Source organism: Thermostichus sp. OS-CIW-29 (assembly GCF_054058195.1).
Window position 1 is genome coordinate 35,028 of record NZ_JBSSAB010000026.1, and the last position, 14,107, is coordinate 49,134.

Sequence of the window (14,107 nt, forward strand, 5' to 3'; positions counted from 1 at the left end):
TTTCGGTACAAGAGTCTGGCCCTAGTTAAGGCCCAGTTAAGGCGAAGAGTTCCCTATCCAGCCAAAGGCTGATAGAGCGCCACTTTGTAGAACTGAGGCTTTGGCATCCTGTAGAGATTCAGGGATCCGGACTTGCATTCAGCTAGAAATTGCAGGAGCCCCGCACTGTACCCGTAGGGTCGATGTCGGGAGGAATGCTATAATAATGCTGCGGACACCAGAAACGGTTGTTTAAGGCACTGGTAACGGTCGATTGGGGGTGCTGTAAACCACCCCAGAGGCTCGTGGTTGGCTTGCCAACTGCAGGGCTACTAAAAGCCCGCTCCGTACCGCCTAGCGGTTGATGTCGGGTAGTTTACACCAGCTCTAGGTGGATCTCCGCTTTTAGCCGTTGGGGGAGGGAAATTTTGAATACATCTCCCTGATTCATTTCGTGGGCATCTTCCATGCTGGCCAGGGCTTCCACCACTTCTTCGGAGTTGGCGGTTAGCACCACAACGGGGCGCTCGCAGGCAATGGGGAAATCGTGCCACGTGCCGAGGTGCAGCAGCAGCCCATGCCCGGCAGGGAATCGCAGGGCTTGTACTTTGTCGAGATCGGGAGCTGCTTTGGGATGGTTGGGAGGAGCCATCACCATGATGAACGGCTCTTGCCCCAGGCCGACAAACAACTGGGTCATACGCATGTGGCGCTCCAGCCAGAGCACAGGTGGATATCCGGGCAGGATCTTAGCCGTACGGATAACGGCTCTGCCGGTGTATTGAAAGTCGATGTTCTGTCCTTCCAGGACACGCCCCTGATAAAAGGGGATCCCCAGCCCAGGATTGGCCACATCGTCCCCTATAAGTTGGCCGAAGGGTTGCACATTTTCTGGGGTGGCATCCACAATCGGCACCCGGACAACGGTGGTGGCAGTTGCAGTCGTGCTCATGGTTTGCATCCTCGCTCTTGATTGGACTGGGGTCAATTGGATTGGAGTCAGGCTTTCTATCTTAATTAATTGTCTTATTGAGATTAATTGTCTTATTGAGAGCAATAGGTAAAGAAACGGTTTTCCCGGTAACGGCCTATACATCTTTGATTCTTATTTAATTCTTAACTTTTAATTCTTAACTTTGTTCTTCTCGAGGGCTTTGCGGGTTAAACCACCGCTCGATGATGTGGCGAATTTGCCGGGCGGCAGTGCCATCGCCAAAGGGGTTTTGGGCTTGGGCCATGCGGGCATAGGCTTGTGGGTCTGTGAGCAATTCTCGGGCTGCCTTCAGGATCTTTTCGGGGTGTGTGCCTACCAGGCGGGCGGTGCCGGCAGCAATCGCTTCAGGACGTTCGGTGGTCTGCCGCAGCACCAGCACCGGTTTGCCCAGGGCAGGGGCCTCTTCTTGAATGCCGCCGGAGTCGCTGAGGATGAGGGTACAGCGCTGCATGGCGCTCACCCAGAGGGGATAGTCCAGAGGCTCAGTGAGAAAAGCCCGCTCATGGGATCCCAACAGGGCTTGCAGGGGATCCCGCACCAAGGGGTTGGGATGGAGGGGCAAAAGAAGGGCGGTATCGGGAAACTCGGCCAAGATCTGCAGCAGAGCCTTGCCGATGGCGGTTAGGGGATCCCCCCAATTTTCGCGTCGGTGCAAGGTAACCAGCAGGACACGGTAGCGCTGCCAGTCCAGCCCGGGAATGGGGCAGGGGATCCCTTGGGAGGCCACCTGCAGTAGGGCGTCGATGACAGTGTTGCCGGTGCAATGGATGGATCCCACCACGTGGCTTCGCTTCAGGTTGTCAACGGCTTGGGGGGTAGGGGCAAAGTGCAGGCTGGCCAACTGGGAGATCAGGCGGCGATTGGCCTCTTCGGGGAAAGGATTGTAGAGATCATCGGTGCGCAGTCCGGCTTCCACATGCCCAACCGGGATCCGGTGGTAAAAAGCTGCCAAGGCGGCAGCGAAGGCGGTGGTGGTATCTCCCTGCACCAAAACCAGTTGAGGATGTTGCTCTTGAAAGTAGAGTTCCAGGCCCCGCAAGGTGGCTTCGGTGATGTCCGTCAAGCTTTGGCGGGGGCGCATGATCGCCAGATCCCGATCCGCTTGCAGACCGAATAGCCGCATCACCTGATCCACCATTTCCCGGTGTTGTCCGGTCAAGATCAGCTCGGTGCGCAGATGGGGACTGGCACGCAGAGCTTGGATCACCGGGGCCAGCTTAATGGCTTCGGGCCGTGTGCCCAAGATCACGGCAACGAGGGGAAGAGAGGCCATAAGCTCAAGGACATCGGCACCTGTAGAAGATGGGAAGCGCAGCTCATTGAAGCAAGGCCACCAACAAACCACTAACAAAAACCACTAACAAAACAGAGGCGGCGAAGGGCGTGGGTTGCTCAAGGTCGCAAGCCACCGAGATGTAGACTCTGCTGAGTCAGGCTGAGGGCAATGTCGAGACGAGAGGAACCACAAGGGGGCTATTGCTGCTCACCCCGATCTTACCCCTCCAGCTGCCCCACCAATTGTTCACCGGATGAGCTGGAGAAAAAGGGTTGACGGGATCCCACTCCTGCAACTAGCCTAAAGGGAGCTGAAGAGATCCTCTTCTGGCTGTCCGGGTTGTTTCGGTTAACCTTTTTGGAGGAAAACGTTCAGCAGCATGGACGCTTCCGGTAGTTGTAGCGCCAGCCACCAGTGGATGGTCTTCGAGGAGCACGTTCTTGAAGATTGGGCTCTTACTGGTGTCCTCCTTTTCCCCGCTGACAGCTTCTGTCGTCGCTTGAGAGGATCCCGTTTCGCCAACGCGAAGGGGTGGGAGAGTTTTCCCGGCTAGCTTTTGACTTGGGTGGCTCTCTCAGTCGGCGACGAACAGATGAGCTGAGCAGAGCCTTACCTGAGCAATGGGTTTGTGCAGCCCTGTTCAGAAAAGGGGAGATCAGGAGTAATTCCGAGGGGATTCCCATTGACTTTCCCGTTGTGGGTTTTGGGGTTTCCGCAGGCCTGGGGATCCCTTGGAGTCCCTCTTATCGGCTTGGGCGCTTGCGATCCAAGCTGGGCTTGGAGGCCTGGCGCTAGACCTACGGCTTGCTGCGCGGCCATCCAAGGGTTTCAGGGCTTCCCTGTGAGCCTCGGAGCACCGGTTGGCTGTTGACCTCCTGGTTCTCTTCATCCCGGCTGACCCCAACGTTCGGAGGTTTATCATGCGGCACAACGTTCTTCGCGATCTCCTAACCCCTGCTTCCTTGGAAGCCGCCAAGCGAGAGGCCAACCGCGCTCCCATTGCCGAGCTGGTGCAGCAGTTGATGGAGATTTCACCTCGGCAGCGGGTACTGGCTTTTCGCTTGCTGGAAAAAGACAGAGCCATTGCAGTGTTTGAGTATCTGCGGCCCGAAGAGCAGGCCGATCTCATTCGCAGCATGGAAAGCCCAGAAGTGATCCAGCTCATAGAAGCTCTGCCACCTGATGAGCGGGTACGTCTGTTTGAGGAGTTGCCGGCCAAAGTAACCAAGCGCCTCATTGCCAACCTCAGCCCAGAAGCTCGGGAAGCAGTGAATATCTTGCTGGGTTATCCAGAGCGCAGTGCCGGTCGGCTGATGAACCTGCGCTACTTGTCGGTACGAGATACCATCACCGTCGGGGCTGCTCTGGCCAGCGTGCGGGACTCTCAACTGGGAGACGATGAGCTGGATGTGATTTTTGTGGTGGACGATCAGCGGTTCTACAAAGGTTTGGTTCGCACCGTGCGCCTCGTGAAAGCAGATCCGAATTTGCCCATTCGGGAGCTGATTGAGGGATCGGATACTTTTGCTCGGGTTACCGACCGGGATCTCCAGGCAGCTCGTTTGCTCAAGGATTCGGGCTTGCCGGCTATTCCGGTGGTGGATACGGAAGGGCGCTTGGTGGGTGACATCACTTTTGAAGATGTGATCAATTTGGTGGAAGAAGAGGCTACGGATGCTGCTCTGGCCCAAGCAGGGGTGGGCAACTTGCTCAGCCGAGACAAGGTTTGGAGCGAGCGCCTGGTTAAAGGCTCCCGTTGGTATGCCGTCCGCCTGCGCATCACGTTTTTAATCATCACCTTGATTGGCGGCATGGTGGTGGGGGGAGTGATCCAAACCTTTGAGGAAGTGTTGCAAGCAGTGACGGCAGCGGCTATTTTCATCCCCTTGGTCATGGATATGGGCGGTAATGTCGGCACCCAATCTACGACCATCTTTGCCCGTGGCTTGGCTTGGGGCCACATCAACGTGCGGCAGTTTCTCCCCTATTTGCTGCGGGAAGCCAGCATTGGTGGCATTATCGGTGCGATCCTGGGGGCCACGGCTGGGGTGATTGCCTACTTCTGGCAGGGGGCACCGAATGGGATCCCACAATTGGGTCTAGCGGTGGGCTTGGCTCTGGCCATTGTCCTCACTTTGGGGGCTATCTTGGGCGCCATTTTGCCCTGGGTGATGTTAAAGCTGGGCTTTGACCACGCTCCGGGAGCGGATCCTTTTATCACCACCATTAAAGACTTCACCGGCCTCTGGGTGTATTTCACCCTGGTGGCTTGGCTAGTCGGGGTTGAAGTGGAGCTCTAGGGCTGCGCCGGCGCTGGATCCAGGGGGCACCTCACCGGCAAAGCGCGTTCCAGGAACGAATAATCCAGCCCTTCTTGAGAAATCAGCCTTTCAGAGTCTCGCCACAAGGCCATCGCGACGGCGGCGCAGAGCACTTTTACGAGGTGTCCTTTGACCAACGAAGGGTTACAGCAAACATTTAGGAGGTGTGCCATGACCTTGAAAGTTCTATCTCCCTTGGCTGCTGCTCAATTTCGGTCACGGCTGCAGCAGTATGCCTATCGGGTGGGCATAACCTGTGCTTTAGAAACAGGTGGTAAGCTGGCCCCAGAATCCGCCTTTGCTCAACTGGAAGCCCTCTGGCAAACCTTGCAACAGGAAGCCACTGCCCTTGGGATCCCAGATGAGGATGGCTAAACTTTATCCTTTCACGAGAACCGGAGCATGACCTGGATTGACTTCACCTTGCGTTTGGCCGTTGCCTTTGTCCTGGGATCCCTCATTGGCCTGGAGCGACAGTGGCGGCAGCGCATGGCCGGCTTGCGCACCAATACCCTGGTGGCCACGGGTGCAGCTTTGTTTGTCATGCTCTCGGTTCTCACCCCTGATGAAAGCAGCCCGACCCGTATTGCGGCCCAAGTGGTATCGGGGATTGGCTTTTTGGCCGGGGGCGTGATTCTTAAGGAAGGAGCCAGCGTCCGTGGCCTGAACACTGCCGCCACCATCTGGTGTGCAGCCGCGGTGGGAGCCTTTGCCGGATCGGGGTACATTCCCCAAGCTGCCATTGGGGCCGCAGCTGTGTTGATCTCCAACGTTGTGCTGCGTCCACTGGGCTACCGCATCAACCAGCAGCCTTTGAAAGGCACAGAACTGGAACTGGTCTATGAGTGTTCGTTCATCTGCAAAAGCCAAGCAGAGGCCCACATCCGCGCCTTGCTCCTGCAGGGTATAGCTCCCACCCATCTCAAACTGCGTGCCCTCTACAGCGAAGACCTGGAGGACAAGCCCAATCTGGTCAAAGTCGAAGCAGAGCTAGTCACCCAGACCCGCGACGACCAAGCCCTGGAACTTGTCGTCAGCCGCCTCAGCCTAGAGCCAGGCGTGATCACTGCCCGATGGCGGATCATCGAACAGGAATTTGGGTAAACTACCCGACTCCGACCGCTAAGCGGTACGGAGCGGGCTTTCAGTAGCCCTGAGCCTGCTCTGCCCTACCAGAGAACAAAACAGGCCCGGACCTCCAGGCTGGTTTACGGCAGCCCCCAAGAGCGCAATTACGTTTGCACCATTCAAATCCGCATCCCCTTCCCATCCACAGTGTCCACACTTAAACTTCTTTCCACTGCGATAGGATTGCGCAGGGTCGGGATGAATGTGCAAACACCGGTGGCAGGTCTGCGACGTGTAGGCAGGCGGAACAAGAATCAGAGCAACCCCCGCACGCAGAGCCTTGTACTCCAAAAATTGACGGAGTTGATAAAACGCCCAACTATTTGCCCGCCTACGCTCTGTCTTGCTGCGTGGCTGTTGATTGACCCTTTCCCGAATCCCTGTCAAGTCTTCCAGAGCAAGAGCGCTATTTGTCGCCTTTGCCCTAGAGACAATAGCTTTGGAGATGCGATGATTGACCCACGCCTGAAAGCGTCTCTCCTTGCCAGACAGCCGTTGCAACAGTTGACGGCATCTGCGCCGCGAACTGCGGGTGCCCTTACTGGCTTTGCGTTGGAGTGCCGCCCTCAGCTTGGAGTAGTGGTCTCGGATTCGGTTCAACTGCTGTCCATTCCAGTTGTCCCCCTCTGACGTATGGGCGATATCCGTCCTGCCCAAGTCCACCCCGATCACCCTGTCGGTATCTTGTTGCTTGGGCGGGTTTTTCTCTACGCAAATCTGGATGTAGTAGGAGCCGTCTTTCCGCTTGACCAGGGTGGCAGATTTTGGGTTGGAACCAGCCAGCATCCCACGCTGGTAGTTGCCAATGGCTAGTTCAAAGCGCTCTCGCCCTTTCACCGTGGTCAGCGACACCGTCCAGTCTTTCTCGCGAAATGAGAAGATACGTGCATCGTAGGTAACGAACCTACGCTTGAACTCTTTAACTGGACGGTTGCGCTGTCTCGCCACTTTGCGAGCGCCCGCCACCCGTCTGCACACCTGTTGAGCCAAGTTACTGGACAAGCCGAACCGGGCTCGAATCTCGTAGTAGCAAAGGGATTGCAGTTTGACCGCGTTGACGATCTTCTCCGGCGTGTTCTGGTTGACCCAGTTCAATGCCTGCACAAAGACATCCATCGTCGCGTCCAATTTGGCGGCTTGTGACGGGAACACCTTGAGCTTACAGGATATGGTCAGGACTTGGCTCATAGGTCCATTGTACTTCATCAAAGCGCATTCCTCCCGGCACTGACCCTACGGGTACAGTGCGGGGCTCCTGCGATTTCTAGCTGATCCCTCATCCTGCCAACTCCCAACCGGTCAGCAACGCAAACACCAGAAATAAGCCGCCCCCCACCCAATGCACGGCGCGTTCAGAGATGTGAGCTGCTAAAAAACGACCTCCCACCACCGCCAGCCCCACCATCAGACCATGACCCAGGGTTGCCCCCGCCCAGACACTGAATCCCGGATGGGTGGCGGCTAGGGAAACGGTAGCAATCTGGGTTTTATCCCCGAACTCGGCTAGGGCGATCAAACTAAAGGCTTCCCAGACGATGGCCCTAACCCCCCCGCGGCCAACTCCTTTTGCTTCTGCCTGCATCACTTGTCTGAGGGCTTCCTCTTCTTCTGGTAATGCCTGTTGAGGTGGCATTCTGCACGCTTGCCAGAGCATTCTCAAGCCAAAAACGGCGAAAACCCCAGCCGATAGCACCCGCACGCCCAAGGGTGGCAGTAGCTTAAAAAGCACTTGCCCGGTTCCTACCGCTAGCAGGTTCATCATCGCTAAAGCCAGCCATGTCCCCAGAAAAACCCAGCGGCGTGGGTGGCGCATCGCCAAAATCAAGGGGGTAAAAAAGGTTTTGTCCCCAAATTCCGCTACCGTCACCAGCAGCAAACTCGATAAAAAACCGGCCCACATTTTCTAGCCTCCAACCTCTCTTGTGTGTGGAATCGGTTCACACCTAGAGGTGAAGGCTGGGAAAGTCAGACGGACTCACCAAGCTCACCTCCGCGTGAACTCAGTGAAAGTCTCGTCACCAAAGCAGCCTGCCGGGCTTGCTTTGTCTCTTGCACCGGGCTGTTTTTAGCCAGTATGTCGATGCAGAGGGCGGTAAGCCGCCTGACTACTCCCTTTCCGTCTGAATGGTAGCATGCTGAGCTCCCAGTGGGAGTAGTTCATTTCCGATGGGATCCCCCAAGACTTGCTGTGCCTTGGCCGATATCAGTGCCGCGCATCGCTTACCAGAGGATTGTGAAGGAGCGGCAGGCTATTATGATCACGGTTGAGGAGAAAATCAGGGGAAAACCACGTGGATGCAAAGTTAGTCTTGGTGGGGGTTGCTCTTGTCCTCTCTCTGGCAAGTTTCTACTTCGGCACCCGCAACGGCTTTTACGACACCGACAAGTATCACGGCAATGGCTCTGCTCATTAGAGCCGGGCGCTGGTGATTTTTTTATGGATCCCTTGCCCAGAAGGGCTTCCCTCCAGAATACAGGCAACGTCGGCGAGGGCTGGGTGCGGCAATATCTCTGTCAGCAGGGCTGGCAGATCCTGGCCCAGCGGTGGCGCTGCCCTTGGGGCGAGCTGGATCTGGTTGCCCACAAAGCTGATGTGCTGATTTTCGTAGAGGTGAAAACCCGTAGCCCCGGTAGCTGGGATCGAGGCGGGCTTTTGGCGGTTGGGATCCCCAAGCAGCGACGCTTGATCCGGGCTGCCCAAGCCTTCTTGAGCCAGCATCCCCACCTCTCCGAGTTGTCCTGCCGTTTTGATGTTGCGCTGATAGAACGTCGGGCCTCCAGGGAAGGGGTAAGCTACGCTTTGGTTGACTACCTGCCAGCAGCTTTTGAGATTTGTTGAGGCAAGCTTATCCGAGATGCTGTGGGAGCTTATGGCCGTTTCAGGTTAGGTGAGATGCCTGGGCTGCTGAGACAAGCCCTCTAGCCCCGCGCATTATTGCTCCGCAACGCTATTGCTCCACAACCCTGACGCAGTGTCCTAGAGTGTCCTAGTTTGAATCAAAATAACTATAAAGCTGGGCCAGCCTCTCCGACTCATCTGAATACGAAGAACAGATGGAGCTTTCTGGGGTCATTCATCATCCTCACTAAGATCCGGCCTGGGGATCCCTTCATTGGCTCATGATTTTGGGAAACAGCATGAAAGCACATGAGTTCTGGGCCCGTACCGACAGCCAAGGTCAACTGATTTTGCCCATGCGGGCGCAGGAACAATTGCCCAAAAATCGAGTTGTGCGGGTGCTGGTGTTGGTAGATGAGCAGGAGCTGGCTCCGGCGGATCCTTCACAGGAGCAGTTGCCCACTGCCTCGCCAGATGAAGAGCATCTTTGGTATGGAGCTCCCACCGTTCCCTACGATGGCATTTAGCGCATGGGATCTTGGCCGGACAGCCGCCAGCGGTTTAGGCGTGAGAGGGTTTCTGCATCCAAGTAGGCATCAATGCCCCGCTTGCTCGATAGCCGTTTTGGCTGGAGGTGCCGGATCTGCTGCTGGGCCTGCTGCACTTCATCCCACAGTTGTTCTGCCGAGACCCATTCGGCGTTGTAGCCACCGATCACCAATTGCTGGACACGATCGGAGGTAGCCACCCTTACCCGACACCCATCCTTCTGCAGCTGAGCACACAGCCGTTCAATGCAACTGTCGGCGGTCTCGCCATAGGAGGTATACAGGATCTCGATACCCGAAGGGGAGCGCTCTTGCCGGGCTGGAGTGGGTTGGGCGTAGGCATCGTACACCACGGTCGCCTGGTAGCCCCGGAAGGCCACATAGTTGGCCAAAGATTCCACCAAGCGCAGACGGGCCAATTCCATCAGGGAGCGACGCGCCAACTGGTTCAGGGTGGGCCAAGCTCCGATGATGTTGTAGCCATCAACCAAGAGGAAGGTGGAAGAGGAAGCTTGCATGGATGACGGTGGATCCCCTGTCCGGGATCACACTTCTTAATCTTAATCTTTATCTTATTTTTAATCTTAGTACCCAGCCTTAAAGGTTACCCCACTACTCCGAATGCTCCGATACTTTCCCGGTTGTGAGCAGATCACGGTCTGCGCTGAATCCAATAGGTGGTGAACAGTTCGCCACTGGCCTGTTTCTGAATTTTGCCCCCCAAGGCTGCGATGCGCCGCTCCCACTCCGTTAGGGGGGTGAAAATCGGTTCGGTGCCTTTGAATAGCTCGATGAGGCCCCATTGTTCCGCCCACACCGAGTCGGGATTGACCACTTCAATAATCACAGGTGCAGCCGGTCGCAACACTCGCATCAACTCTGCCCAAACCGCGTCGAAGTACTCAATCGGGTAGTAGTACAAAAATCCGGTGGCAATGGCCAGATCAAATTGCTCCGACTCGTAGTTTTCCAAATGGTGGGCGGATCCCTGTTGCATTGACTTGAACAGCTTGGAGTTAAGCTGGGGTGCCCGCGAGCGAATAAAGCGCACAATCTCACCGCTCAGCTCATGGCCGTAAAAGTAGGCTTGCCAATCGTTCCAGGGATAGGTCAGGAAGCTTACCCCACAGCCCAAATCCAAACAGGCTTCCCGTTTTTTGGGGGCACGCAGTTGCCAAAAGGGGATCCCGAGGCGCTCTTGCAGGTGATCCCGCTGCTGGGCTTGCCAAAAAGGCAGTTGCTCCAGGTCTGGGGGAAGTTGCCAAGCTGGCTGACCCAGTTGAATTTCCAGCTCCCGATTAAAGCGAGCAGCCACAGAGGCAAGGTAGGGATCCCAGCGTTCCCCAGTTTGTGGTAACTCCATCTGTTGATGGCTTTGTCGTAGATGGTTGTGAACTTAACTTGCACTTAACCTACACTACCAGGACTCTCGGCCCGTAGGCTCCCGGCTGCAGGGATCCATTTACCCAGCTGTGGCTGCCGAGGATGGTGCCTGCCGGAATCTGAGCTTGGGATCCCAAACGGGTGTGGGCGCCGATGTAGCAGGGGGCGTGCAGTTGAGCGCTGGGATGGATCTCAGCCGTTTTGTGCACCCATATCCCCGGCGCCTGTTGCTGCACATCTTCCAGGGGAAAATCCGTCATTCGACCCAGGAGAATGTCCAGTTGGCCGTGGTAGTAGCTGGCCGGCGTGCCCAGATCCCGCCAGTAGCCTGTGTGGAGATAAGCTTGCAGCCGGTGCCCTTGCCTGAGCAAATCGGGGAAGACACGCCGCTCGAAGCTGAGGGGATCCCCACTGGGGTAGTCTTTAAAAATGGCTGGATCCAAGACATAGGTGCCGGCGTTGATCGTGTCGGTGGTGAGGGTGAGGGCTTCTGCAGGGGTGGGTTTTTCCCGAAAAGATTGGATCTGGCCCCCTTCCCCAACTTCCACCAGGCCATAGGCGGTGATATCTTCCACGCGGGCGAGGGTGAGGGTGGCAATGGCCTTGCTCTGCACATGACATTGCATCAACGCCTGCAAATCCAGATCCGTGAGGATGTCGGCATTGAAGACCACCAAGGGATCCCCGGTGAAATAGGGCTGAGCCAGCACCAAGGCTCCTGCCGTATCCAAAGGCGTCTCTTCGGGAATGTAGCGGAGCTTCACCCCCAAAGCAGCGCCATCTCCCAGAGCAGCCTCAATTTGTTGGCCCAGATAACCCACGCTGAGCAAAATATCCGTCAGGCCGGCTCGGCGGCAGCGCCCGATCAGCCACTCCAAAAAGGGCACATCCAGGAGGGGCAACAAAGGCTTAGGCTGCAAAAAGGTAAAGGGCCGTAAACGAGTTCCTTTCCCACCCGCCAAGATCACCGCTTGCATAACCACCCTCAACCCCGTTCTCTTCCAAAGATATTGACATCCTCTCCGCCCAATTGCTAAGGGGGATCCATTGGGTCGAGCCAAATGTTTTCTGCTACCCAGAACGTCGATTCTCCGTTGCCCACAGAGGGATACGGATTGCCCCCCCGGGCAATACAGCACGAGTCTTGATCTCAAGTCTCAGGGGATGCCTTTCTGGAGGAGATATTTCAATCTCAATTGGGATTCATAAGCTCAATCCTGAGACAGTTGATTTGCCTTTTTTAGAGCATGTTTGGAGAATTGCGACCCGCTCGCCCCAGTCGGGAATAGCCACCCAAAGCGGCAGTGTCAGGTGATACTACCTTGCAACGGGAATTGTGACAGCCTTGGATAGCTTGGATGGATTCCAATGGGTTTGCCCTTCACCTTCATCTGAGGTTTTGCCGATGTCTGTTTCTCGACGCCGATCCCTACAAGCCCTTTGCTTGACCCTGGCCGGATGCTGGGCTTTAAGTGCACACCAGGGATCCCTGCTGGCCCAAGGTAGCGATTTGTTGGCTCAAGTTCAAGAGCGGGGGGTGCTCCGGATTTCCACCGACTCCAATTACCGGCCTCAGAGCTACCGCAACCCTGACGGCAGTTGGGAAGGATTTGACGTGGATGTGGCGCGCGAGATCGCCAAGCGCTTGGGGGTAGAGGCTGAGTTTCTGGATATCAACTTCGATGTCATCACCGCCGGATCTTGGAATGGCCGCTGGGATGTCAATGTCGGGTCGATGACCGTGACTGCCGAGCGCCAGAAAGCTCTGCTGTTTACCATTCCCTACTACTACACCCCCGCCAGCTTCGTGGTCCACCAAGCCTCGACCTTGACAGATATCGCCGCCTTGGAAGGAAAGCGAGTTGGGGTGGGCACCGCCACCACCTATCAAGCCTACCTGGAGGGCAACCTCACCCTGGAAGGAGAGACCATCCAAGTTCCGGCCCCGCGGGTGGACATTCGCATCTACGACACCGATAGCCTGGCTCTGCAGGATTTGGCACTGGGGGATGGCACCCGCCTGGATGCAGTCTTGACAGCTTTGCCGACGGCTGAAAACGCCATTCGGGAAGGACTGCCCCTGAAAACTCTGGGGGATCCGGTCTACTATGAAGCCTTGGCTGTGGCCTTGGATCGCTCCAGCCCTGCCCCTTCCGAGAGCTTGCAAGCCAAAATTAACGAAATTTTAGAATCCATGCACGCCGACGGCACGCTAACAGCCCTCTCGAAGCGGTATTACGGCATTGATCTGACGAAAAAAGCTGAGTGAGCAAAGACTCTATCCCACTGGAGCAGCCCATTTACCCACCGCCCCGGATTCGAAAAGGGATCCCGTTCCCGGTGGCCCAGGGGTTGTGGTTGGTTTTGTGGCTGCTGTTGTTGCTGTTCACCTTCAGCGGGGTACAGTTGGAGTTGGCCGGGATCCCCATCCGTACCTTGCGTCTCAACGGCAACTTTGTGCGCGAGTGGTGGTGGTTCATCTCGCAAGGGGTGGGCACTACTTTTCAACTGTCCTTGGTCTCCATCCTCTGTGCCACCACCTTGGCCTTTTTGTCGGCACTGGCGGGCCTCTCCCAGATTGCCCCTCTGAGCAGCCTCTCCGCTCTGTATGTCTCGTTGATGCGGGGCACACCTCTATTTCTGCAGTTTTTGTTCATCTACCAGGCTTTGCCGCAACTGGGTCTGGTGTTCGGCTCGTTCACTTCGGCAGTGCTGGCCTTGAGCCTGAACTATGGCGCCTACATGAGCGAGATCTTCCGGGCCGGGATCCAAGCCATTCCCATTGGGCAGCGGGAAGCTGCCTATGCCCTGGGGCTTAAGCCCTGGCAAACCCTGTGGTGCATCATTTTGCCGCAAGCTTTCCGAATTGTCCTACCCGACATTGGCAACCAATTCATCGCCATGCAGAAAGACACTGCCCTGGCCAGCGCCATTGCTTTGCAGGAGTTGATGGGCCGGGCTCGACAGGCGGGTTTGCCGCGCCAACATTTTTTTGAGGCTTTGGTGGTGGCAGCGCTGTGGTACTGGCTGCTGACGTTAATCTTGTCATTTTTCCAGGGACGCTTGGAACGGTACCTGGCCCGCTAGAGGAGCCTGACTCTAATCCGGCCATTACTTTGGTGTCTGCTTGCATACGTTTGTGGTTGCCCACAAAGACCGGCTGTGCCGTTCGCGATAGCAGGGGGCTCCAAAAACAGCCAGAAAGCTGGGGGACATCATCCTGCACTGACCTGCCGCAGTGGGTGAGAGAGGATCCCTGCCACCTCAAGCGGAACGCCATTCAAGAGGCAGGGTTGGCCTTTCGAGAGAGCAAAGACCCGAAGTTTCGCAGCGTCAGAGATCAGAGCTTTGCGGGATACTGCCATTCTGTTTGGCAACGAGCAGGATGCAATCGCTGCAGCCCTGGGCAACAGTGTATGGCTTCGCCATGCAAGCCATAGCCATTCCAAACTGGATTGGGACACTCCCCAAGCGTTCCGCGCTGCTTCCGCGACCACTCCCAGGGGAAGAGGGAAGTTAGGAAGCGATGCAACTTAAAGCTGTTCGTCAGCTAGAAATCGCAGGAGCCCCGCACTGTACCCGTAGGGTCAGTGTCGGGAGGAATGCGGAAGTTATGATAGAACCATGACCCAAGTCCTG

Annotated in this window: 15 protein-coding genes and 1 pseudogene; 9 read left to right on the plus strand and 7 right to left on the minus strand. The window is 56.5% G+C overall.

Annotated elements, in window-relative coordinates; all coding sequences use genetic code 11:
* Positions 1–355: 355 nt before the first annotated feature.
* Positions 356–931, minus strand: a complete 576-nt coding sequence (locus tag ACVWZJ_RS09945) for an ureidoglycolate lyase (protein ID WP_041437468.1) — start codon at positions 929–931, stop codon at positions 356–358.
* Between the two features lie 178 nt (positions 932–1,109).
* Complete coding sequence (wecB, locus tag ACVWZJ_RS09950) at positions 1,110–2,246, minus strand: non-hydrolyzing UDP-N-acetylglucosamine 2-epimerase (RefSeq protein ID WP_011433693.1); 1,137 nt, start codon at positions 2,244–2,246, stop codon at positions 1,110–1,112.
* A 923-nt stretch (positions 2,247–3,169) separates the two neighbouring features.
* On the opposite strand from wecB, the gene mgtE reads away from it, so the two are divergent.
* The 3 genes from mgtE (at position 3,170) to ACVWZJ_RS09965 (ending at position 5,674) form a co-directional block, all read left to right on the plus strand.
* Positions 3,170–4,549 carry a magnesium transporter gene (mgtE, locus tag ACVWZJ_RS09955; RefSeq protein ID WP_457395948.1) on the plus strand — a complete coding sequence of 460 codons (1,380 nt, stop codon included), beginning with the start codon at positions 3,170–3,172 and terminating at the stop codon, positions 4,547–4,549.
* A 192-nt stretch (positions 4,550–4,741) separates the two neighbouring features.
* The gene (locus ACVWZJ_RS09960; RefSeq protein ID WP_238376758.1) at positions 4,742–4,945 is read left to right on the plus strand and encodes a DUF7219 family protein; all 204 of its coding nucleotides are present in this window, start codon (positions 4,742–4,744) and stop codon (positions 4,943–4,945) included.
* Positions 4,946–4,972: 27 nt separating this feature from the next.
* A complete protein-coding gene (locus tag ACVWZJ_RS09965) occupies positions 4,973–5,674 on the plus strand; it encodes an MgtC/SapB family protein (protein ID WP_011433697.1) in 702 nt (233 codons plus the stop codon).
* A gap of 18 nt (positions 5,675–5,692) precedes the next feature.
* Here the strand turns inward: ACVWZJ_RS09965 and ACVWZJ_RS09970 are convergent, their stop codons facing one another.
* Positions 5,693–6,886: an RNA-guided endonuclease InsQ/TnpB family protein gene (locus ACVWZJ_RS09970; protein WP_011433698.1), complete on the minus strand. Its 1,194-nt coding sequence runs from the start codon at positions 6,884–6,886 to the stop codon at positions 5,693–5,695.
* 88 nt (positions 6,887–6,974) lie between these two features.
* Complete coding sequence (locus ACVWZJ_RS09975; RefSeq protein WP_011433699.1) at positions 6,975–7,598, minus strand: TMEM165/GDT1 family protein; 624 nt, start codon at positions 7,596–7,598, stop codon at positions 6,975–6,977.
* 391 nt (positions 7,599–7,989) lie between these two features.
* Between ACVWZJ_RS09975 and ACVWZJ_RS09980 the strand changes: the two genes are divergently transcribed.
* The 3 genes from ACVWZJ_RS09980 to ACVWZJ_RS09990 all read left to right on the plus strand — a co-directional run bounded on the left by ACVWZJ_RS09980 (position 7,990) and on the right by ACVWZJ_RS09990 (position 9,064).
* Positions 7,990–8,112: a hypothetical protein gene (locus tag ACVWZJ_RS09980; RefSeq protein ID WP_011429573.1), complete on the plus strand. Its 123-nt coding sequence runs from the start codon at positions 7,990–7,992 to the stop codon at positions 8,110–8,112.
* A 23-nt stretch (positions 8,113–8,135) separates the two neighbouring features.
* Positions 8,136–8,537: a YraN family protein gene (locus ACVWZJ_RS09985; RefSeq protein WP_011433700.1), complete on the plus strand. Its 402-nt coding sequence runs from the start codon at positions 8,136–8,138 to the stop codon at positions 8,535–8,537.
* A 299-nt stretch (positions 8,538–8,836) separates the two neighbouring features.
* Complete coding sequence (locus ACVWZJ_RS09990; RefSeq protein WP_238376759.1) at positions 8,837–9,064, plus strand: hypothetical protein; 228 nt, start codon at positions 8,837–8,839, stop codon at positions 9,062–9,064.
* Here the strand turns inward: ACVWZJ_RS09990 and ACVWZJ_RS09995 are convergent.
* From ACVWZJ_RS09995 to ACVWZJ_RS10005, 3 genes are all read right to left on the minus strand, one after another.
* On the minus strand, positions 9,061–9,603 hold the full coding sequence (locus ACVWZJ_RS09995; RefSeq protein ID WP_011433702.1) for an NYN domain-containing protein: 543 nt from the start codon (positions 9,601–9,603) through the stop codon (positions 9,061–9,063). The two genes, ACVWZJ_RS09990 and ACVWZJ_RS09995, sit on opposite strands and share 4 nt — an antisense overlap.
* Positions 9,604–9,737: 134 nt before the next feature.
* On the minus strand, positions 9,738–10,448 hold the full coding sequence (locus tag ACVWZJ_RS10000) for a class I SAM-dependent methyltransferase (protein ID WP_041436656.1): 711 nt from the start codon (positions 10,446–10,448) through the stop codon (positions 9,738–9,740).
* A 49-nt stretch (positions 10,449–10,497) separates the two neighbouring features.
* Positions 10,498–11,445, minus strand: a complete 948-nt coding sequence (locus ACVWZJ_RS10005) for a nucleotidyltransferase family protein (protein ID WP_011433704.1) — start codon at positions 11,443–11,445, stop codon at positions 10,498–10,500.
* A 428-nt stretch (positions 11,446–11,873) separates the two neighbouring features.
* Here ACVWZJ_RS10005 and ACVWZJ_RS10010 point away from each other — a divergent pair, with 428 nt between their 5' ends.
* The 3 genes and pseudogenes from ACVWZJ_RS10010 to ACVWZJ_RS10020 all read left to right on the plus strand — a co-directional run.
* A complete protein-coding gene (locus tag ACVWZJ_RS10010; RefSeq protein WP_011433705.1) occupies positions 11,874–12,737 on the plus strand; it encodes an ABC transporter substrate-binding protein in 864 nt (287 codons plus the stop codon).
* The gene (locus tag ACVWZJ_RS10015; protein WP_148202748.1) at positions 12,734–13,555 is read left to right on the plus strand and encodes an amino acid ABC transporter permease; all 822 of its coding nucleotides are present in this window, start codon (positions 12,734–12,736) and stop codon (positions 13,553–13,555) included. The genes ACVWZJ_RS10010 and ACVWZJ_RS10015 overlap by 4 nt, the downstream gene beginning before the upstream one ends.
* Positions 13,556–13,649: 94 nt before the next feature.
* Positions 13,650–13,815: pseudogene (locus tag ACVWZJ_RS10020) on the plus strand (RNA-guided endonuclease InsQ/TnpB family protein); the annotation flags it as partial.
* Between the last annotated feature and the right edge of the window lie 292 nt (positions 13,816–14,107).